The sequence below is a fragment of the Streptomyces sp. CB02959 genome, from assembly GCF_002803155.1.
In the GTDB taxonomy this organism is placed as follows: Bacteria; Actinomycetota; Actinomycetes; order Streptomycetales; family Streptomycetaceae; genus Streptomyces.
On the sequence record NZ_NNBP01000031.1, the window covers coordinates 70587 to 94117 of the forward strand.

Below are 23531 nucleotides of genomic sequence, written 5' to 3' on the forward strand. Positions count from 1 at the left end.
ATTGCCTACTGGTCACAGGGCCGCGGTCCGCCCGCCGTCGACGACGAGGGTGCTGCCGGTGATCCACTGCGCGCGGGGGGAGACCAGGAAACTCACCGCGTCGGCGACGTCCTGCGACCGGCCGAGGCGCCCGAGCGGAATCTCGTCGGCCCACGACCCCGTACTCTCCGCCGCCTCGCCGAGGTAGTCGACGATCTGCTCGCGCGCCGCGTCCGCGCCCGGGGTGGCGACGTTTCCCAGCGACAGCGCGACGACCCGGATGCCGTCCGGCGCCAGCTCGGCGGTGAGCCCCTTGCTGTACGTCTCCAGCGCGGACTTGGCGGCGGCGTAATGGACGATCATCGGGTACGACGAAATGGTGGCGATGGAGGAGACATGGACGATGGTCCCGCCGCCGCTTTCCCGCATGGCCGGCACGAGCGCAGCATTGAGCCGGACGGCGGCGAGGAAATTGATATCGACGGTGTACTGCCAGTCCTTCTCCAATTCCAGCGCGCTCTGGAAGGCGCGGCATCCGCCGGCGTTGTTGACGATGATGTCCACCCCGCCCAGTGTCTCCAGCGCGGCCTCCGCGAACTCCCGCACGCCGTCCGCCGTGCTGAGATCGGCCTTGACGAACGTGGCAGCGGACGGCGTGTGTTCGGTCGTGCTGCGGGCGGAGGTGACGACGGTCGCGCCGGCGTCGAGCAGATTCCGCACGATCGCGGCGCCGATACCGCGGCTGCCGCCGCTGACCACGGCGCGCTTGCCCGCCAGCTCCTGCGGAACCGCCGCGGTACGGTGGTCTTGGCTCGCCATGGATTCCTGCCCTTTCCGTCCTCTGCACCCGGTGCACGGCACGCGTCAGCGAGCGGAGTTCTCCGGTGGAAGTGGGAAGTGGAGTTTCGCGGGGACTGATTGATCACGGTGCCGCAGAATCACTACGGTCACTCTCTACGATCCCGTTGACCGGGTCAATCAGAATCTTTCGATGCACTGGATCGCCTTGTGCAATGCAATGCGAGTCGGTCAATACGCTGCGACCGGTGCGAGGTGTCGCCGCATCGCCGTATCGGCATTGCCGACTGGACGGTGCGATCAGTGCCGTCGATAATCGGGCGCTCCGGCTACCCGGTAGGAATGAGGAACAATGGCCAGTCTGGACGAACCGTTTTCCGTGGGCGACCTCAGGGTCCCCAATCGGATCGTGATGGCGCCGATGACCAGAATGCAGTCGCCCGGCGGCGTACCGGGCGCGGACGTGGCGGAGTACTACGCCCGACGGGCCGCCCACCGGGTCGGGTTGATCATCACCGAGGGCACCTACATCAACCGCCCCGCCGCAGGCGCGTACGACAACGTGCCCCAGTTCCACGGCGAGCGGCCGCTCGCCGGTTGGGCCCACGTGGTGCGGCGGGTGCACGAGGCCGGCGGCCGGATCGTTCCGCAGCTGTGGCACACCGGCGTCCTACGGCCCGGCACCGAGCCGCCCGCCGAGGGCCCCTCCGGGCTCGGGCTGGACGGCACCCCCGCCGGGAAAGCCATGACTCAGCAGGACATCGACGACGCCGTCGCCGCCTTCGCCGAGGGCGCCGCCACCGCCGAGCAACTCGGCTTCGACGGCGTCGAGTTACACGGCGCGCACGGCTATCTGATCGACGACTTCCTGTGGCACGGCACCAACCGGCGCACCGACCGCTACGGCGGTGACCCGGCCTCCCGCGCCCGCTTCGCCGCCGAGATCGTCCAGGCCGTCCGCGCGGCCGTCGGTCCCGGCTTCCCGGTCTTCTTCCGGCTCTCCCAGTGGAAGCTCAACGCCTACGACGCGCGCATCGCGGAGAGCCCGGACGAACTGGCGCAGCTGCTGACCCCGTTGGCCGACGCCGGTGTCGACGTCTTCCATGCCTCCACCCGCCGCTATTGGCAGCCCGAGTTCGACGGCAGCACCCTCAACCTCGCCGGGTGGGTGCGCAAGCTCAGCGGCAAGGCCGCCGTGACGGTCGGCTCGGTCGGCCTGGACAGGCAGTACGGCGAGGGCGAGTTCACCCAGGGCTTCACAAGGCAGGCCGATGTGACCGGCATCGACGAACTGGTGGCCCGCCTGGCGCGCGACGAGTTCGACCTGGTCGCGGTGGGCAGGACGCTGCTGGCCAACCCGGACTGGGCGGCACTGGCGCTCAACGGCGAACTGGCGCGCACCGTTCCCTACGACCCCGACGTGCTCAAGACCCTGGCCTGACGACGGAAGGCTTCGGCGGGTGGGCCCGCGGGCCCACCCGCCGCGCCGCCCTACGAGGCTTCCGTCTCCCGAGGTGCGACGCCGTGCCGTGCGACCTCGTGCCGGATGACCTCCTGCCACTCGTCGGCCATGCGCCGGGCCGTGGCCTCGTCGAAGACGTGGGTGTCGTACTTCAGGAACAGCTTGTAGCCGTCGCCCTCGCGATAGCACTCCGCCGCCAGCACGTACTCCCCGGCGTAGGGCAGATCGTCGAACCGGCGCAGATCCAACCCGCCGTCCACGGACGGTGCGTCGCTGGTGAGCAGTTCGGCGCCCGCGAAGTTCTGGAACAGGAAGTTCGTCAGGATCAGCGGCTCCTTGTCCGCGCCCACCGCCCGGCTGATCTCCCGCAGTGGATAGGCGCCGTGCTCGATGCCGGCGACCATCGTGCGCTGCACGGAGGCCAGGAGCTCGGAGAAGCCACCGGTGTCCGTGCACCGCAGGGGCAGGCAGTTGGCGAACTGTCCGACCACGTTCTGGAACCGCTCCTCGTAGCGGGCCACCGTGGTCATGCCCAGGACCAGGTCGTCCTGCCCGGTCTGCCGGCGCAGGAACCGTACGAACGTCGAGAAGAGGACCGTGGCGACACTGACCCGGTGCTCCCGCGCGGTGTCGGCGAGGGTGGTGGCCAGCGTCGGCGACAGCCTCGTGCGGATCACTGCCGCACGGGGCAGCCGCTTGGGGTCGTGGGGACGGTCGTAGGGCAGCGCGAGCGGCGTACGCGGCCCGATCCCGGTCAACTCGCCGAGCCAGTAGTCCCGGTGGCGCGCAGCCCGCGGGCCGTCGAGCAGCGCCTCCTCCCAGGCGACGAAGTCGCCGTAGCCGGTGCGGCCGCCCGGCTCCCCCTCGCCCCGGTAGGCCGCTTTGAGGGTACGGACCAGGACCGCGGTCGAGGTGCCGTCGATCAGGATGTGGTGCGCGGTGAGCAGCAGCAGCCGTCGCCGTCCGGGGAGGGAGACCAGGTGGGCCCGGACCAGCGGGCCGGTAGCCAGGTCGAACGGGACCTCGACCAGCTCCCGCAGTGCGGCCAGTTGGGCCTCACGCGAGGCGGCCGTCAGGGTGACCCGGTCGAACGACGGGGCCCTGGTCGGGTCGATGTCCATGTACGGCACGCCGTTCCGCTCGCCGAAGACCGCGCTCAGCACGGGGTGGATCTCGGTCTGTGCCCGGACCGCCCGTTCCAGGGCCGGCTCGTCCACCTCGCCGTGCAGCTCGAAGAGCAGCGGAAGGTTGTAGGCAGCCGACTCCGGCCAGCGTTGCTGGTCTTGATACATCGTCAACTGTCCGCTGGAGAGGTTCCCTCGTCGCCCGGCCGGGCCCGCGAAGTGGGCGGCCAGGCCGTCGACGGACTCGACGTCGAAGAGCAGGGTGGCCGGGACGTCGTCGCCGAAGTCCGCGCGCAGCGCGTTGGTGAGCTGGAGGACGAGGATGGAGTCCAGACCGTAGTCGGCGAGCGGGACCGAGGGGTCGATCCGGTCGACCGGGATGCCCAGGATGGAGGCGGCTCTGTCCAGCAGGAGCGCGGTCACCTCGGCGCGCGACGGGGGCGCGGGGGAGGGCATGGGCGTGGGGGAGGAAGCGGCCTCGGCGGTCCGGTCGATGGGCTCGGGCGCAGGCCCGGTCGAGGGGCTCCCCGGGCTCGCGGGCTCGACCTGCTGCCGGGCCACCCCGTCACTCTCCGCCGCGATGATCTGCTGCCCCAGTGGCAGCGCCTGCTCCAGTGGGAAGCCCACCGTGCGGAAGCCCTCGCCTGCCAGCACCTCCCGCCAGCTCTCCGGCGAGAGCGCGGGGGAGCCCGGGATGCGCAGCGACCGGTCGTCGAAGAGCCACCAGCCTTCGAGCAGCCCGAACGTCACATGGCTGAAGAGGTCGAACGCCGACAGCTCGTTCAACAGCAGCCAGCCGCCGGCCCGTAGGGCTGCCTTGGCGTTGCGCAGGGTGGTGCGGGTGTCCCTGGTCGCGTGCAGCACATTGGCGGCGATCACCAGGTCGAAGGAGCCCTCGGCGATGTCCTGCCCGGCCAGCGGCCGTTCGACGTCGAAGCGCCGCCAGTCCAGGTACGGTACGTCGGGGCCGTACGAGGTACGCGCGTGGTTGAGGAACGCCTTGGACAGGTCCGTGTAGAGGTAGGTCTCGATGCTGTCCTGGTACGGCTTCAGCGCGGCGAACATGCCCACGCTGGTGCCGCCGGTACCGGCGCCGATCTCCAGGATCCGCAGCCGTGCGCCCGGCTCCCGGCGCAGTCGCTCCGTGACGACGGCGACGGCGGCCCGGGTCATGGCACGGTTGAACACATCGGCGACGTGGTTGTCCCGGTAGCAGCCCTCCACCAGCTCCATGGAGCCGCGCGGGAACATCACGTCGGTGGGCCGGGTCCGGCCGGTCAGGATGTCCGGCAGCGCGGCGAGCGTGGCGGAGGCCAGCCGCAGCTCGGCCCGGCGGTCGGGGTCGGCCGACCACTGTGCGCACCGCCGGTCCCACTGCCCGAGCACCTCCTCCACCGGCCCGGTCGCCGGTACGAGGACGCGCTGGGCGTGCTCCCACCACGCGGCGTACGCCGGCCGGACCGAGTCCGGGTCGAGGGCCGCCAGCTGCGCCGAGAGGACCTTCGCCAGCCAGGGGTCGCGTTCCGTCCGGCGCCACCGCACGACCTCGTCCATGCGGTCGTCCGTGCCGCCGGGGCCGGTTGTCAGCCCACCTGGGATCCGGCCCGGCTTCGGCGCCGGTTCGTGGGCGGTGACCTCGGTGTCGTGGGCGAAGTTGGCCAGGGTGTTGCGCTCGTCGGTCCTGACGAACGCCAGCTGCCGCTGGTCCCCGCCGAGCAGTGCGTCCAGGGCGGCGAGCCCTTCCGGCGGCTCGATCGACACCAGGCCGGACCGGCGCATCCGCTCCTGGTAGAACGCCGAGGTGACGCTCCCCAGGCTTCCCCACCAGCCCCAGTTCATGACCTTGACCGGGGTCTCCCAGTGTGTGCCGAGCGCATGCGCATAGGCGTCGCTGAAGGTGCACCCGGCGGCGTAGTTGCCCTGGCCGGCCGCCGTGGTGAAGGACTGCATCGACGACAGCAGCACCACGAAGTCCAGTTCGACACCGCCGAAGACCTCGGCCATCGCGGTGGTGACGTCCACCTTGGCGCGCAGCGCCGTGCGGAGGGTGGCCTCGTCCATCCTGGCGAGCGTGCTGTCTCGTAGGACGAGGGCGGCCTGTACCACGCCGTGGATGCGCGGATGGTGCCGCCCGACCTCCTCGACAGCACGGCGCAGCGCGGCGGGGTCCGCGGCGTCGGCGCTGAGGTAGCGGACCGTGCCGCGGCCGGTGATCGAGCGGAGCTTCTCCTCGACGGACGCGTCGTGGGCGCGACGGCCGATCCATGTCACATGGGCGCCGTACTCCCGCACCACATGCCGGGTCCAGGCCGTGCCCAGACCGCCCGCACCGCCGATCACCACATAGACCCCGCCCTCGCGGTACACGGGACGGGCCGGTGCCGCGCACGGGGCCCAGCGCCGGGCGAGCCACTGACCGGCCCGGCGCACCCAGGCGTCGTCGGGCGACCGGGCGGGCAGGGCGGCGAGGTCGGCCGGCCACTCGGGGCCGTCGAGGTCGACGCGGCGCACGGTCCACTGCGGGTACTCCCGTCCCAACGACCCGAACAGGCCGTGCAGTCCGGCGTGGGCCGGCTGGACGGGCTCCTGGGCGTGAGTGGCGAGCGCCCGGGTGGTGACCAGGGTGATGCCCAGCGGCCTGGCGTCGTACCCGGCGGCGATCAGTGCCTTGATCATGCGGAACGCCGGGACGACGCCGTTGTCCTGGGCCGCCGCGTAGCCGGCGGCGTCCGTGGGATCGAGGGCGGGCTCGGGCACGGACCAGACCAGGTGGTCGATCGGCCCGAGGTCGCGGAGCGCGGCGGTGACCTCGTCGAGGTCCGCCGAGGGCGGCAGGGGCCAGGAGAGCGCGGATTCCGGCACGGGTTCCTGCACGCGCTCCGGAGCCGTTTCCGGCATGGCGGGACGGCCCACGACCAGCACCCGATCCGCCGGTGACGGCACGGGCGCCTCGGAGGCGTCGATTGGATCCCACACGGGAGCGAACAGCGCTGCGGGGTCGGGCTGTTGGACCACGGGGGCGGTCCGGGCGGCGCCTGCGGTGCGGCGGGCCGAGTAACCGGTCAGCCGTACGCAGACCTCGCCGTCACCGTCGACCAGATCGATGTCCAGCTTGTCGAGCGGCCCGGACGCACCGCCCCGCACCACCGCCCACATCGTCGGCGGGCACGGCGCGAACAGGTCGAGCCGGTCCAGGGCGAACGGCACGGCGGTGTCCGTCAGTTCGCCGAGATGGGCCGCGACCGACGCCTGGATCGCCGAGTCCAGCAGCGCGGGCGTCAGCACTCCCGCTTCCGCCGCACCGGGCAGCGTCAGCTCGGCCAGCACCGTCCCGGCGCCGACGTGTGCCCGCCGGATCGCCCGCAGGGTCGGGCCGTGGTCGATGTCCTTCGCGAGCAGGGCCGCGCGGATCCGGTCGGCGGACACCGTCTCGGGACAGGCCGCACGCAGCGCCGCGAGATCCACCCGGGCCGGGCGCGGGGCGTCGGACGGCGCGATGCGGCCCTCGCAGCACACGGTGGTGCCGGTGGTGATCGCGAACCGGTGACCGCCGTCGCCTTCGCCTACGGGGCGCAGCTCGACGCACACCTCGACCGGGTCGTCCGCGACCTCCAGCGGCCGGACCCAGGTGACATGGCGCATCCGCAGCGGGAGGCCGGTGCCCGAGGCCCGGCGGGCGAGCTCCAGATGGGCCACCGCGGGCAGGATGCGGCGGCCCTGCACCACATGGTCACGCAGCAGCCCGTCCGTGCGGGTCAGGGTCACCCGGTGGTCGTCGGGCGCGGGCCAGTGCCGGTCGCGGGCGAAGGGGTAGGTCGGCAGCGGGATGCGCCGGCCCCGGGCGGGCGCCCGGTCGTCGTCGGGGCGGCGGGCCGGAAGCGTGCCGTCGAGGACCCCGAGCAGCTCGTCGCGGTCCCGGACCAGACAGGCGAACCGGTGCGTCAACCGTGCGCGCCCGACGTCCAGCGTGTACGCCAGGTTGCCGAGGTCGAGGGACGGCTCGGCGCGGAGGTGCGCGGCCAACCGGTGCCGCTGTTCTGCGAGTTGCTCCTCGGTCCGGGCCGACAGCCGTACCACGTGTTCCGTCTGCGGGGCCGCGGTGCGGGTCACGGGCGGCGCCGCTTCGAGCACCAGGTGGGCGTTGGTCCCGCTGGCGCCGAAGGAACTCACCACACCGCACCGTGGCACGCCGGCGGGCGTCTCCCAGCGGTGGGTGCGGGTGCTCACATAGAACGGGCTGCCGGCCAGGGCGATCGCCTCGTTGGCGGACTCGAAGTGCAGCGAGGCGGGGATCTGCCCGTGCCTGAACGCCAGCAGCACCTTCAACACGCCGGCGACTCCGGCCGCGAACTGGGTGTGGCCGATGTTGGTCTTCAGCGAACCCAGGGCGCAGTACTCCGTCTTGGCGGTGCGAGCCCGGAAGGCCCGGTCGAGTGCCCGGAACTCGATGGGGTCGCCGAGCCTGGTGCCGGTGCCGTGCGCCTCGATGAGCCCGATGCGCTCCACGTCGACGCCGAACCGCTCGTAGACCTCTCCGAGCAGACTCTCCTGGGACACCGAACTCGGTGCGGTGATGCCGTTGGTGGCGCCGTCCTGGTTGACCCCACTGGCCTTGATCACACCATGGATGTGGTCACCGTCGGCCAGTGCGTCCGCCAGGCGTTTGAGTACCACGACGCCGACGCCCTCACCGGGTACGAAGCCGTCGGCGCGGTGGTCGAAGGTGTGGCAGCGGCCGGTCGGCGAGAGCATCCCGGCTCGCCCGGCGAGTCCGTACAGTCGCGGTGTGGACTGCAGGAACACCCCGCCGGCCAGCGCCATGGAGGTCTCACCGGACCAGAGGTCCTTGCAGGCCAGGTCGATCGCCACCAACGAGCTGGAGCACGAGGTGTCGACCGCGATCGCCGGGCCCTTGAGGTCCAGGAAGTACGAGACCCGGCTGGGGATGACCGACGTCATGTTGCCCCACAGGGTCTGCGCCGGTGCGTCCCGGTCCAGCAGCTGCTGGTAGTCGCCTGCCCAGGCCCCGACGTAGACGCCGCAGCGCTCCCGGCCTGTCCGGCCCGAGTAACCGGCGTCCTCCAACGCCTTCCAGGACTCTTCGAGCAGCAGCCGCTGCTGGGGGTCCATCACCGCGGCCTCGATGCCGGAGATGCCGAAGAACATCGCGTCGAACTCGTCGATCCGGGAGAGGAAGCCGCCCCGGGTGCAGGCGCTCACCCCGTCGAGGTCGAACCGGGTCGCCTCGGTGACCAGGTCGTCGCCGTCGGCCAGGTGCGTCCACAGCTCGTCGAGCGAGTCGGCACCCGGGAACCGGCCGCTCATGCCGACCACCGCGATCGGTTCGCGCGCCCCGTTCGCCGCCCGGTCGTCGGGGCGGGTGTCCGGTACCGGGACGGGTACGGGCACGGGTGCCGCGATCGATACGGGTGCCACGGCCGATGCGGGGCCGGTCCACGGAGTCGCCGCCGGACCCGCAGCCATTGTCGGCTCGGGACCGCCCTCGGTGGGGACGATGGCGTCCCCGTACTCCGTGAGCAGATGCGCGGTCAGCCGGTCGGCCGTGCTGTGGTCGAAGACCACGCTCGTCGGCAGGTCCAGCGACAGCGCCTCGTTGAGCTGGTGCACCACCCGGATCGCCAGGATGGAGTCCAGACCGTAGTCGGCGAACGCCAGCCCGCCCACGATCTCGTCGATCTCCAGCGCCAGCGCGCGGGCGATCTTCTCCCGCACCACGGCGGGAACCAGCACGTCGAGGTTCGAGGGCTCGGCGACCGAGGGGGGCGCTGCCGGAGTCGGCGCCGGAACGGCCACCGGCTCGGGTACGGGCGCGGGCACCGCCCCGGCCGCCGGTGCGCTCTCCGGGCGGGCCAGGTCCCCGATCCAGAACCGCTCCGTGGCGAACGGGTAGGTCGGCAGCGACACCACCCGGCGCCGCGCCCCCTGGTGCAGGCGCTCCCAGTCCACCTGGGCGCCCGACGCCCACAGAGCCGCGACCTTGGACAGCTTCCCGGCGGCGAGCCACCGCTCCACCAGCAGCTCCTGGAGGTCGCTGTCACCGGTCAGCTCCGCGAGCAGCCCACCGGTGGCCTCGACGGCCCCCCGGTGCCCCCGCCCGGCCGCCAGACTGCTCCGCAGCTCCGCGATCGAGGAGACCGCGACCGCGTACCGCTCGGCCATCGCCTCCCGGCCGACCTGGAGCGTGAACGCCAGATCGGCGAGGTCGGTGTCCGGGTGACGGTCGAGGAACCCCGCCAACCGGTCGACGGAGGCTGTGAGTTGCTCGGGAGTCCTCGCAGAGAGGACGACCACCTGGGCGGCGCTGTCCGCCGTACCGTCGGTGGGCTGCACGGGATACTCCTCGACGATCACATGCGCGTTGGAACCGCCGGCACCGAAGGACGACACCGCGGCGATCCGTGGGCCTTCGGAGTGCCAGGGGCTCAGCTCGCGCTGGAGCCGGAACGGGGTCGACGCGAAGTCGATGTTCGGGTTGGGCTCGTCCGCGTGCAGACTCGGCACCAGCTGCCGGTGCCCGAGCTGGAGCACGACCTTGGTCAGGCCGGCCACCCCGGCCGCGGCCTCCAGGTGGCCGATGCCCGACTTCACCGAGCCGATGGCGCAGTACTGCCGGTCCGCGGTGTCCTGCTCGAACGCCTTGGTCAGGCCGGTGATCTCGATCGGGTCGCCCAGCTCGGTGCCGGTGCCGTGCGCCTCGACACAGCCGATCTGCCGGGCGGAGACACCGGCCCGGTCCAGCGCCTCCCGGACCAGGGCCGCCTGGGCGACCGGGCTGGGCACCGTGTAACCGGTGGTGCGGCCCCCGTGGTTGACGCTGGATCCCCGGATCACCGCGAGGATGCGGTCCCCGTCGGCCTCCGCCCGCCATAGCGGCTTGAGCAGCACGCAGCCGACGCCCTCACCGGGTACAAAACCGTGGCCGCCGGCGCCGAAGCTGGGGCACCGCCGGTCGGGCGAGAGCATGCCGGAGCGGCACAGTTCGACGTAGTCCAGCGGGTGGGTGTAGAGGTTCACGCCGCCGGCGATGGCCACCTCGCAGGCGCCGCTCCGCAGCTGTGCGCACGCCTCGTGGACGGCGGTCAGCGACGCCGAGCACATCGTGTCCAACGTCAGGCTCGGGCCGCGCAGATCGAGCAGGTACGAGGCGCGGGCGCTGAGCGACGCGAACGACAGGCCGGGCACCACGAGTTCACCGGAGGGCAACCGGCCCACCCCGTGCCGGGCGTGGCCGACCTTGGTGACCCCGGCGAACACCCCGACCCGATGGCCGTGACGGTCGGCGAGGCGGGCCCGGGGGTAGCCCGCGTCCTCCAGCACCTCCCACGCGGCCTGCACGAAGAGCCGCTCCTGCGGGTCCATGGCGTAGGCGTCGCGCGGGGCGATGCCGAAGAACCGGGGGTCGAACGCCGCGAAGTCGTCCAGGAAGCCGCCCCACTTGCTGTAGCTGCGGCCATTGGCCACCGCCGTGTTGCGGTCCGGTTCGAAGAAGCCCTCCAGCGGCCAGCGGTCGATCTCCCGGATGCCGTCCCGGCCCGCCGTGAGGTTGTCCCAGAACTGCTCCGGGTCGGCGGCGCCCGGGTAGCGCCCGCTGAGCCCGATGATCGCGATCGGCTCGTCGGGGCCGGTGGCGGGCGGCTCGGGGCGGGCGGGCCGGCGTTCGGAGCCGCCGGTGGGCCGCTCCGTGCGGACGGCACCCGGTGCGGTGCCCGCGAGCCGGTCGGCGACCGACCGCAGGGTCGGGTGCTCGTAGAAGAGCGTCGCGGAGACACCCGGGTAGGTCCGGGCCAGCTCGCGGTTGAGCTGGAGAACCATCACCGAGTCCAGGCCGATGTCGGGGAGCGGGCGGTCGGGGTCCACCGCGTCCGGTGCGAGCTTGGTGACCTCGCAGAACAGCCTGAGCAGACCGTCGAGGACGGCCGGGGCGCCGCCGGGCGGCACGGGAGACGCCGGGGACGACGCGGAGGCCGGGGCCAGTGTCGCGGTCGGAGTCGGGGCCGAGGCGGGCGTGCCGGCCGGCAACCGGTCCAGGTCGCCGTGGTGCACCCACACCTGGTCCGCGCCGTCCGCGCCCGCCTGCCAGGCATCGCGCAGGGCCCGGAACCCGTCCTCCGTGGGCATCGGCGCGAGCCCCCGATCCGCCCACAGGTACGCCCGTGTGCGGTCGCCGACCCGCATGCCGCCGTCCGCCCACAGCGGCCAGGCGACCGAGAGGGTGCGCCCGCTGCGGCGTCCGTCCGCCACCCGGGCGTTGCGCACGGCGGCGAAGTCGTCCAGGAAGGCGTTGGCGGTCGCGTAGTCGGCCTGCCCGGGGTTGCCGGTAAGCCCGGCGCCCGAGGAGAAGGCGAGTACGAACTCCAGTGGGCAGTGCTCGGTGGCCCGGTCGAGGTTCAGCAGACCGTCCACCTTGGCCGCGAGCACCTCGTCCCACTGCTCAGCGGTCTTCTCCGCGAGCAGCGCGTCCCGTACGACGCCGGCGGCATGCACGATCCCGGTGATGTCCCCGGCCTCGGCGACGAGATGCCGCATCTCTTCCCAGCGGGAGACATCGGCGCGCACATACCGCGCCGCTGCCCCGGCCTGCCGCAGATCGGCCAGCAGGCGCTCGACGCGGCCGTCGCCGGGCGACCGGCCGGCCAGTACGAGAGTCGGCCGCCGTACCTCCGCAGCGATATGACGAGCCGTCAGCCCGCCGATGCCGCCGGCGCCGCCCGTGATGAGGTACACGCCGCCGTCTCGCCACGGTGCCCCGGCCCCGGGGGACGTCTCGGTGCGGACCCAGGCCCGGGTGTGCCGGACCCCGTCGCGGTAGACGATCAGGTCCTCGGCTGCTCGCGCGTTCTCGGCCACCACGGTGGCCAGGTCGCTTCCGGCGCGGTCCTCGGCGCCGTCGACGACGATGACCTGGCCGGCGATCCGCGGGTCCTCCTTGGCGGCGGTCCGCAGCAGACCGGCCAGGGCGGGGGTGTCGGTGACGACCTGTACGAGTGTCCTGCCGCGCTCGGCGTCGAGGTCGCGGAGGGTCTTGGCCAACTGCCACGACAGATTGCGGAGCCGGGTCTCCGGCCGCCGCCCGGCCGTCTCCAGCCGGACGGCGCCCGGAACGGCCCCTTCGATCCCGCACAGGATGACCACCTGCCGGCCGTAACGAGCACCAGGTATCGCAGGTGTGGCCGGCGCCGGTGCCCAACGCGGCGTCAGCAGAGCCGTACCGCGGGCAGACCCGGCGTCGCCCTTGTCCGTACTCCTCTCCTCGGTCTGCTCCTCCGCAGCCGCCTTCGCCGAGCCGGGGAGCCAGAACCGCTCTCGGGCGAAGGGATACCCGGGCAGATGCGCGCGCCGGGGCGTCGGCCCGGTGTCGCCCGACTCCGCGCGCCAGTCGACGGAGGCGCCCCCGACCCACCGTTGGATCAGGTCACCGCTACTACTCCCACTTCTGCCGCCGTCGTCCGGGCTCCGATCGCCGGTGGCGATGAACTGCTGTAACCGATCGGCGAGTTCGCTGTGCGACGACACGACCCAGCCGACCCGTTCCGCCATCTCCTCCCGGCCGGCCTGCAGGCTCCGGGCGAGGGACCGGAGCGGCACCCCGTCCGACTTCTCCAGGTGGGCCAAAAGGTCCCGGGCGCGGTCGGTCAGCTGCGCCGCGGTGCGGGCCGACAGCGGTACCACCACGCGCCCGTCGACCACCTCGTGGTCCACGCCCCGTTCCTCCTCGTCGCCCGGCACGTACTCCTCCACGACGACATGGGCGTTGACGCCGCCGAACCCGAAGCTGCTCACCCCGGCGCGCCGGGGTGCCGGACTGCCGTCCCGGTGGCGGGGCTGTGGCCAGGGCTCGTTCTCCCGTACGAGGTGGAACGGGCCACCGTCCAGTTCGATGTACGGATTGACCTGCCGCAGGTGTCGGGTCGCCGGCAGTACGCCGTGCCGGAGCGCGAGCAGCACCTTCAGCAGCCCGGCGATGCCCGCGGCCGACTCCAGGTGGCCGATGTTGGTCTTGACCGAACCGAGGCCGCACGCGGCGTCGTTGGTCCGACCCAGTCGGCGGAAGGCGGTGCGCAGCGCGCGCACCTCCACCGGGTCGCCGAGGGCCGTGCCGGTGCCGTGCGTCTCGATGTAGCCGATGGTGTCCGGATCGAGGTCGCCGACGGCGGCCGTCACCAGTTCGGCCTGGGCGTCGGCGTTGGGCGCGGTCAGCGAATTCGCCCGGCCGCCGTGGTTGTACGCACTGCCCCTGAGCACGCCGAGGATCGCGTCCCCGTCGCGTTCGGCCGCCGCCAGCGACTTCAGCACCACCACCCCGACCCCTTCGCCCCGCACATAGCCGTTGGCGTCGGCGTCGAAGGTCTTGCACAGACCGTCCGGGCTGAGCATGCCGGCACGGTGCGCGCTGACGAAGGTGTCCGTGCCCAGCAGCACGTTCACCCCGCCTGCCACCGCCATGTCGCAGGCGCCGGAGCGAATCGCGTCCATCGCGCGGTGCACCGCCACCAGCGAGCTGGAGCAGGCGGTGTCGACCGGTTCGCTCGGGCCGCGCACATCGAGCAGGTAGGAGATGCGATTGGCGAGGATCGAGTGCGTGGTCCCGGTCGAGGTGAACGCGTCCGGCGCCACGCCGAGCGCGGTGAGCAGGGAGGCGTAGTCGTTGCCCGTGACGCCGATGAACACCCCGGTGTTGGCGGGCAGGTCGGTCGGCCGGTAGGCGCTGTGCTCCAGGGCCTGCCACACCGTCTCCAACGCCAGGCGGTGCTGGGGGTCCATCAGTTCGGCCTCGCGCGGCAGCACTCGGAAGAACGCGGCGTCGAAGGCATCGATGTCGTCCAGGGCGCCCATCCGCTGCGGGAAGTCCCGTGCCCGGAGGGCCTCGCGCTGCTCGGCGTCGTACCGGTGCCAGGGGAACGCGGTGACGGAGTCCTTGCCCGCAACCAGGTTCGCCCAGTACTCGTCCAGGTCGCGGGCGTCGGGGAAGCGGCCCGCCGCGCCGACGACGGCGATGGGTGTCCGCGGATCGGCGGCGACTACGTGCGTCGGCTGCGGCTCCCCGGCGGCGTCGGTGTCGGTGACGGAGACGCCGTGTTCGTCGGCCAGGTGGGTCCCCAGGCCCGACAGCGAGTTGACGTCGAAGAAGACCGCCGGACTGACCCTGACGCCGAATCGCTCGCGGATCTGCTCGGCGAAGGTCACCAGCGAGATCGAGTCGAAGCCAAACGCGTCCAGGCCGGTGCTCGGATCGAGTTCCTCCGGCGCGAACTTGAGGATGCCGGCGGCGATCGACCGCAGGGCGTCCACCAGGGCTTCCTCCGGTGCGGATCCCACCGGGGCGGCTGGCCGCGCGGCCGCCGGGACCGGAGTGGCCGGTGTCCGGTCGGTCTGCGGCAGCGGCCGTTCGGCCGGCTCCGCGCCGGTCACCCCGCGCCGCACCCCGACGAGTTCGCCGACGACCTCACCGGCCGCTCCCGCCAGCAGGATTCGGTCGTCCCCGAAGACCAGGTGGGCGACCGGCGCCCCGTCCCGCACATGGATCTCCGCGATGTGGTTGAGCGTGACCCGGGGCCAGTCCCGCGCCCCGGCGCGCTTGGCCTCCCACTGCACGCCCTGGGCGAGCGCGGCGAGCACGAACGGCTCGACGGTGACATTGCGCCGGACGTGGTCCTGCTGGAACTCGGGCCGGCCCAGGCTCAGCACCGTCCGGCCGTCCGGGCCGCGGAACACCCCGTCGACCGCGCACGACGTCGGCTTGTAGTCCAGTCCGCCCGCGGCGAGTTCGGCCAGGAACTCCTCCCGCGTGAGGACCTGCCGCAGCCCGGCCGGCTCGATCCGGCCCGTCGGTGCGGTGGCCGCCCGCACGGTGAACTCCACGGCCACCGATCCGTCGTCGGTCCGGACGGTGCCCTGGCCGTCGGCGAACTCGGTGACCAGCCGGGTGGTCGTCGACCAGTCGATCGGCCGCAGCACACGGAGGTCGTGGACCGACGCCGGCGCGGCGAACCCGCTGACCTTCGCGGTGGCCAACGCGAGGTCCATGGCGAAGGTCGGGACGACGGCCGGTGCCCTGTCCAGGCGGTAGCCGTAGTCGAGCAGATCCGCGAGGTGGAGGTCCGTGCCGTAGCGCAGGCCGCGGACGTCGGACTCGTTGCGCCCCAGGAACGGGTGCAGCCGCTCCCGCAGCGCCAGCGGGGCCAGCACGGACGGCGCCCCGTCGGTCGGCTCGACCCAGCAGCGAACCTTGTCGAACGGGTAGGCCGGCAGTGACACCCGGCGTCCTGCGGGCAGCAGGTCCCAGTCCACGCTCCGGCCGGCGACCCAGGTCGTGGCGAGCTCGTGCGCGGGCAACTCCCGCCGGCCCGCGAGATATCCGTCGACGGCCGCAAGCGCGGACCGCTTGTCCGCGGCCACGAACGCCCAGCGGTGCGGCAGCTCGTTCCTGCCCACCCGCAGCGTGAACGCGATGTCGGGGAGGTCGGCCTCCCGCGCCCCGGCGAGATGGTCGCGGAAGGTGGCCAGCCAGCGCCCGAGCGCGGCCTCGTTCATCGCCGAGAACACGAACAGCTGCTCGCCGAACGGCTCGCGGCGCACCGGGCGTTCGGGGTATTCCTCCAGGATGAGGTGGGAGTTCATCCCGCCGGCGCCGATCGAGGTGATGCCGGCCCGCCGGGGCGGGGCGATCTGCCGGCCGTCAGCGGGGACGGCCGCCGGCTTCCAGTCGGTGAGCGACTGCTGCACCCGGAACGGTGTGTCGGCGAAATCGATGTCCGGGTTGAGTTCCGCGCTGTGCAGGGACGGCACGAGTCTGCCGTGCCGGAACTGGAGCAGCACCTTCGCCAGCCCGATCATGCCGGCCGCCGCGAGCAGATGCCCCATGTTGGCCTTGACGGAGCCGAGCGCGCAGAACTGCCGGTCCGCGGTGTACTTCCGGTACGCCGAGGTCATCGCCCGGACCTCGATCGGGTCGCCCAGCGCGGTGCCCGAGCCGTGGCCCTCGACGTAGCCGATCGTCCTGGGATCGACCCCGGCGTCGTCGAGCGCCTTCTCGATCGCCCGGGCCTGCATGACCGGGTTCGGCACGGTGAAGCCGTTGCGGACACCGGCGTTGGACAGTGCGGTGCCGCGGATCACGGCGTGGATGTGGTCGCCGTCGCGCTCGGCGTCGACGAGCGGCTTGAGCACCACCGCGCCGACGCCCTCGCCGAGGATGGTGCCGTCCACCCCGTGGCCGTAGCTGCGGATCACGTCGGAGGTGCCGGTGGTGAAGTGCTCCTGGGACGAGGTGATGAGGTTGTACGGGTGCAGCATCAGGTTGATGCCGCCGGCGACCACCATCCGGCACTCGCCGGCCCGCAGCATCTGCACGGCCTGGTGCACACACGTCGACGACGCCGAGCACATGGTGTCCACGAAGATCGACGGCCCGGTCAGGCCGTAGAAGTAGGACAGCATGTTGGGGATCGTGCCGGTGTAGCTGCCGGTCTGCGGGGCGCCGCGGGTGAGGCTGTTCTGGAAGCCGTACAGGTTGTAGTGGTTGCTCATCGTTCCCACGAGCACACCGACATCGCCCTGGTAGCGGCGCTGGATGGTCTCCCGGGAGTAGCCGGCATCCTCCAGTGCCTGCACGCCGACCTGGAGGAAGAGCCGCACCTCCGGGGACATCTGCTCGGCCTCGCGCTTGGAGATGCGGAAGTAGCGGGGGTCGAACGCGTCGATGTCGCGCAGGAACGTGCCGGTCCGGATCACGGTCTTGCCCGGCACCGCCCGGTCGCGGTCGTGGACGTCGGCGTGGTTCCAGCGGTCGGCGGGGATCTCCTCGAAGGCGTGCCGGCCGCTCTCCAGCAGTTCCCACAGCTCATCGAGGTTGTCGGCGCCCGGATAGCGCCCGGACACGCCGATGATGGCGATGTCGTGGCGGTCGTCGTCGCGGTGGGGCTCACGGACGAGGGCGGCTCGGGTCTCCACCGGAGCCTCGGCCCGCGCGGCCGGGACGTCCGAGACGACGGCCGGAGCCTCCGGCGCGTCCGCCGGTATCCCCGTCTCCGTCCTCGTCCCCGTCCCCTCGGCCTTCGCCAGCACCGCCGCCAGCTGCTCCGGCCGTGATTCCACGAAGTGCGCCGCCACGTCGGCGATGTTGAGGTACTCGAAGAAGATCGTCTTGGACAGTGGTCCGAACTGCTTCTCCAACCGGGTGGTCACGCCCAGGATGCCCAGCGAGTCGATGCCGTACTCGACGAGGTTGGTGGTCGGGTCCAGGTCCTCCGGAGCGTGCCGGAGGACCTCGGCGATGACGCCCGTCAGCAGCTTCTCGGCCCGCTGTTGCAGGTCGCCGGCCTTGACGGCGTCACCTGGCGACGCCGTGCGGGTCGGTGCCCGGGGGACGGCTGCCCGGGTGACCGGTGCGGTTCGTTGGGGCACGGCCAGGGAGGCTTCGGCCCCGTAGGCGACGACGAGGTGTACGGGGGCGTCGGCGCGCAGGGACCGGCCGAAGGCGCGCAGCCCGTCCTCGGTGGGCAGGGGCTCCCAGCCGCGCTCGCTGCGCATCGACTCCCGGGTGACCTCGTCCGTGGTCATGCCGCCGTCGGCCCACAGCGGCCAGCTCACCGCCACCGTGCGGCCGCTGCGCTCGCCCGCGTCGACCAGGGTCTGCCGGTGCCCGGCGAACGCGTCCAGGAAGGCGTTGGCCGCCGCGTAGTCGGACTGCCCCGGCTGGCCGTAGACCCCGGCGACCGAGGAGAACAGCACGAAGAAGTCCAGGTCGAGGTGGCGGGTGGCGGCGTCGAGGTGGAGTGCGCCCCGGACCTTCGGGGCGGTCACCCGGCGGACGTCGGAGAGGTCCTTGCGCAGCAGGTACTGGTCGCGCAGCACGCCGGCCGCGTGGACGACGCCGTGCAGCGCGCCGTGCTCCCGCACGATCGTCCCGACCGCGGTGCGCACGGCCTCGGCGTCGGTGACATCGACCGGCAGGCAGTGCGCGTCGATGCCCTCGGCGCGCAGGGACGTCACGGAGCCGTCCGCGGACCGGCCGCTGAGCACGACCGTCGCCTGCGCGCGGCCGAGGTAGCGGGCGAGGTGCCGGCCGATGCCACCCAGGCCACCGGTCACCCAGTACACACCGCCGGCCCGCAGTTCGGGCACCCGCGGACCGGCGTCCAGCGGCGTCTCGACCGGTTCGCGCACCTGCCGGGTACCGTCGGCGGTATAGCGGATCTCGGTGTCGGCGGAGCCGTCGGCGCACTCCTCGCGCACGATCCGTGCGACGTCCGCCGGGGAGGCGGCCGGCAGTCTGGGGACGCGGACCACCCGGCCCGAGACGAGCGGGTTCTCCTGCGCGACGGTGCGGAACAGGGCGGCCAGCGGTGTGTGGAAGTGCGCCGGCACCCGGTCGTCGACGAGCACCACGAACCGGTGCTGTTCCTTGGGGCGGGTGGCGAGCAGCCGTTGGACCTCTGCGAACGCCTGGTCCGTCACCGCGTCGACGCCGTCGGCCGGGCGGGCCGGCGCGACCTCCGGCAGGGCCGGGGTGTGGGCCGTGCGGGCGCAGCCGTCGGGGTTCGGCGGCCGGTCGATCCACTGCGAGGTCGCGGTGACCAGGCGCGAACCCGCGTCGGTGGTGCGCTGGGCGAGGCCCCGCAGGCTGGCGCTGAGGACACCGTCGCCGTCGCACAGGTCGATGTCGAACGTGGCGAGCGCCCCGGATCCCCCGCTGCGCCGGACCCACGCCCAGGTCTCGGCCGGGCAGGGCCGGTGGACCCGCAGCTCGTCGAGGGCGAAGGCCAGCGTCGGGCCGGCCGCCTCGCCCATCAGGATCACCGAGGTCTGGAACGCGGCGTCCAGCAGGCTCGGCGGCAGGACGTACCCGCCAGCCTCCGTCGGCCGGATGCGGGCGAGAGCCTCGTCCCGTCCCACCCGGACCTCGCGCAACGCGCGCATCGCCGGCCCGTATTCCAGGTGCTGGGCGCGCAGTTGCGCGTAGATCGCGTCGGTGTCGTGCGGGGTGCGGCAGGATGCGCGCAGGGCGTTCAGGTCCAGCGGGGGCGGTTCCGGCATCGGGGCGCGCTCGGCGGAGCCGGTGCTGTGCGGTGTGCCGTCCTGGAGAAAGGCGAAGGCGGCCGTGTCGTCCCCACGCGGCGTCAGTTCGAGACGCACCTCGGTCGGTTCGTCGACGAACAGCGGCCGCAGCCATGCGATGTCGCGGAGCCGGACCGCCGTGTCCGCCGGGGCCGCGTACGCCACGGCGGCCCGCGCCATCTCCAGGTACGCGACCGCGGGTAGCACCCGCCGGCCGTGGACCCGGTGGGCGTCGAGGAACGGCTCGGATCCGGTGAAGGTGGAGGTGTAGCGGTGCTGCGTGAGGTCGGAGGTGTTGCGGTGGACCAGCGGGTGCAGCGTCGCGGAGTCCGGCGTCCCGGGCGGCGGCGCGGCATACCAGTGCCGGTCCCGGGCGAACGGGTAGGTCGGCAGCCGCACACGGTGCGCCCCGGGGTGCTCGGGCCAGTCGGCCGTCCCGCCGCGCACCCATGACTCGGCCGCGGCCAAAAGGTCCGGTCCGGCGCCGCCGGGGTTGCGCACCTCGCCCGCGGCTACCGACTCCAGTGCCGCGACGAGCTGTTGCCGGTCCGCGACGACGCATGCCGCCCGGGCCCGCATCGGTTCTCGGCCGGCCCGGAGGGTATGGGCGATGTCGGCCAGTGACTGGCGGGGCCGAAGCGCGTGCTCGGGGGCCCGCAGATGCTCCCGTAACCGGTCGGCGAGGGCCCGCAGCCGCTCGGGATTCTTCGCCGAGAGCGGGACGACGTACGGTCCCGGCACCTCGACGGCCGGCCGGGCGCCGGGGTGTTCCTCCAGCAGCACATGGGCGTTGGTCCCGCCGAACCCGAACGAGCTGACGCCCGCCCGGCGCGGCGCGCCCTCGCCCGCCGGCCACGGCCGGGTCTCGCCGACGACGTAGAACGGGCTGCCGGCCAGGTCGATCAGCGGGTTCCGGGTGTGGAAGTTGACCGTGGCCGGCAGCATCCCGGTGGCCATCGCGGCGATCGCCTTCACCACGCCCGCGACGCCCGCGGCCGACTCCAGATGGCCGATGTTGGTCTTGATCGAGCCGATGCCGGTGCTGTCCGGCCGCGGTCGGGTGCCGTGGGCGTCGTGGAGGTTCTGGAAGGCGCGCTTGAGGCCGAGGATCTCGATCGGGTCGCCGACCGGTGTGCCCGGCCCGTGGGCCTCGATGTAGCCGACGGTGTCGGGGGCGATGCCGGCGCGGGTGTAGACGTCCTCGATCAGCGTGGCCTGCGCGGCCGGGTTGGTCACGGTAAGCGAGTTGGTCCGGCCGCCGTGGTTGGTGCCGACGCCCTTGATCACCGCGTATACGGGGTCATCGTCCGCCAGTGCCCGGGCCAGCGGCTTGAGCAGCAGGACCGCGCCGCCCTCGCCGCGCACGAACCCGTCGGCGCCCCGGTCGAAGGCGTGCGAGGTGCCGGTGGGGGAGAGCATGCCGGCCTTGCTGAATGCCACGAACAGCTTCGGCGACCAGCACAGGTTCACCCCGCCGGCCAGCGCCAGCTCGCAGTCGCCGTTGCGCAGTGCGGTGACGGCCTCGTAGAGCGAGACCAGGGAGCTGGCACAGGCGGTGTCGTTGGCGAGACTGGGGCCGCGGAAGTCGAAGAAGTAGGAGATCCGGTTGGCGACAACGGAGAACGCGGTGCCGGTGGGGAAGTAGCCGTCGGTCGGTACGTTGTCGCGTTCGATCAGCTCGGCGTAGTCGGCGTGGGAGACACCCATGAACACGCCGGTGCGGCTGCCCGCGAGCTCGCTCGCCCGGTAGCCGGCGTCTTCGACGGCCTGCCAGGCGAGCTCCAGCGCGAACCGCTGCTGCGGGTCCATGGTCTCCGCCTCGCGCGGAGAGATGTTGAAGAAGGCCGCGTCGAAGCGGTCGGCGTCCTCGACGAACCCGGCCCAGACGCTGTTGGTCCTCTCCCCGTCCTCGCGTGGATCGCCGAAGTAGCGTTCCTTGGACCAGCGTTCGGCGGGCACCTCGGTGATCAGCGAGCGTCCCGCCGCGAGGTGGCCGAACAGTTCGGTCAGGGTGTCGGCACCGGGGAACCGCAGGGCGAGACCGGTGATCGCGATGTCGTCGGCGGTCATCGGGTCTCCTTGGCTCGCCGGACGGCCCTGCGGTTGTCGACGGTCACACGCAGGTTCAGGCCGGCGGGCGACGGCGGGCCCTTGCGGCTCTGGTCGCCGCGCACGAACTGCTGGTGCAGCACGGCGGTCGTCAGCAGGTACAGGAATGCCTGGTCCTCCTTGGTACTGATCTCCTCGGCCGGCGTCGACATGACCTTGTCGACCAGGCGGCGGGCGAACCGCCGGTCCACGTAGCCGAGTTGGGACAGTTCGTGGTCGGAGCGGACGAGTTCCAGGTAGTCCGGGCGGTGGTCCTTGAAGACAGTGCTGCCCGGGGCTAGGTAGGGCTGCTTGGGTCGCCGGGTGGTCCACTCCGGGAGCTCGGCGCGGAACGCCTTCTTCAGGAGGGCCTTCTCGACCCGGCCGTCGTCGTAGCGCAGATTCACCGACGCGGCGGCGCGCACCACGGCCGGATCGAGGAACGGGCAGCGGTTCTCGACGCTGTGCGCCAGTGCGACTCGCTCCCCCTGTGTGGACAGCAGGAATCCGGCCAGCAGGGTCTTGTACTCCAGCCACTGTGCCTTGTGCACCGCAGGCATGTTCGCGTAGCCGGGGGTCCTGGCGACGAGGTCGAGCAGGTCGCCGAACGGTTCCCGGCCGTCAGTGAGCAGGCGCGCGGCGAACAGCCCGTTCTGGTACCGCATTTCGTGGGAGAACAGGCCGGGCAGGCGCTCCTTCGAGAACTGCTGGTAGAGACCGAGCAGATGGGCCTGGTGGGCGGGCCCGAAGTGGGCCAGCTCCGGGTGCAGGGTGGCTAGTCCGGCGCGGCGCTCGCCATCGTCGAGCGCATCCCATCGTTCCCGCAGCAGGGTCTCGCGGAAGAGCGAGTAGCCCAGGAACGCCTCGTCGGCGCCCTCGCCGCTGAGGACGGTCTTGATACCGGCGTCCCGGACGTGCCGGGAGAGCAGGAACATCGGCACGAACGAGGTGCGGAAGGTGGGGACCTCGGCGTGGTACACGGCGGCCAGGAAGTTGTCGGAGATGTCCGTGCCGGTGATCGGCACGGTGGAGTGCCGGGTGCCGAGGTGGTCGGCGACCAGGCGCTGACTGGCGGACTCGTCGAAGGACTTGTCCGAGAACGCCACGGAGAACGTGCGGACCTGGTGCGGGGAGAGCTGGGTGGCCAGTCGTGTCACCACCGAGGAGTCCAGACCGCCGCTAAGGTAGACGCCCACCTCGACGTCGCTGCGCAGGCGCATCGCCACACTGGTGCGCAGGGTGTCCCGGACGAGGTCGAGCGCCTCGGCCTCGGTGCCGTCGAAGCCGGGTACGTCGAAGGAGAGGTCCTCGTACGAGCGCAGCGATCGGCGGCCCGCGCTGAGCGTCAGCACGGACCCCGGCGGGAGCTGGCGGATGCCCTGGTAGGGCGTGCGGTCGGGCAGCGGCGTCCAGGTGGCGTAGATGTTGGCCAGTTCCCTCGGATCAAGGGCGAAGCGGAAACCGGGAAAGGCGCCGAACGCCTTCATCTCGGACGCGAAGAGGAAGGCTCCGTCGTGGTCGGTGTGGAACAGCGGGCGTTTGCCGTAGCGGTCACGGGCCAGTACGACGTCGCCGCTGACCGCGTCCCTGATGACGACCGCGAAGGCGCCGTTGAAGCGGGTGAAGCAGTCAGTGCCCCACTGGATCCATGCCTGGAGCACCACTTCGGTGTCGGAGTGGTCGGTGCGGAACGGGCGGCCGAGGGCCTCCAGTTCCGCGCGCAACTCGATGTGGTTGTACAGCTCGCCGTTGAAGCAGATCCAGTAGCGCCGTGACGGGTCGGACATGGGTTGTGCACCGTCGGCGAGGTCCACGATCGCCAGCCGCACCGCGCCCATGGCGAGGCCGTCGTCGAGGTAGTAGCCGGCCTCGTCCGGCCCGCGGTGACGGATGGTCGACAGCATCGAGGTCATGACCTCCGCGGCGGCACCTGAGCGCAGCGAGGTCGAGAGGAAGCCAGCCAGCCCGCACATGTTCCGTCCTTCTGTTTCCTGGTTCCCGTT

Annotated in this window: 4 protein-coding genes; 1 reads left to right on the forward strand and 3 read right to left on the reverse strand. The window is 72.3% G+C overall.

Annotation, left to right across the window (positions count from 1 at the left end; translation table 11 throughout):
- Positions 1-12: 12 nt before the first annotated feature.
- Positions 13-798 carry an oxidoreductase gene (locus CG747_RS37585; protein WP_100606380.1) on the reverse strand — a complete coding sequence of 262 codons (786 nt, stop codon included), beginning with the start codon at positions 796-798 and terminating at the stop codon, positions 13-15.
- 331 nt (positions 799-1129) lie between these two features.
- On the opposite strand from CG747_RS37585, the gene CG747_RS37590 reads away from it, so the two are divergent.
- Positions 1130-2218, forward strand: coding sequence for an NADH:flavin oxidoreductase (locus CG747_RS37590; protein WP_100606381.1), 1089 nt, complete (start codon positions 1130-1132; stop codon positions 2216-2218).
- A gap of 50 nt (positions 2219-2268) precedes the next feature.
- Here the strand turns inward: CG747_RS37590 and CG747_RS37595 are convergent, their stop codons facing one another.
- Positions 2269-21510, reverse strand: coding sequence for an SDR family NAD(P)-dependent oxidoreductase (locus CG747_RS37595; protein ID WP_100606382.1), 19242 nt, complete (start codon positions 21508-21510; stop codon positions 2269-2271).
- A complete protein-coding gene (asnB, locus tag CG747_RS37600) occupies positions 21507-23501 on the reverse strand; it encodes an asparagine synthase (glutamine-hydrolyzing) (RefSeq protein WP_100606383.1) in 1995 nt (664 codons plus the stop codon). The genes CG747_RS37595 and asnB overlap by 4 nt, the downstream gene beginning before the upstream one ends.
- Positions 23502-23531 lie beyond the last annotated feature (30 nt).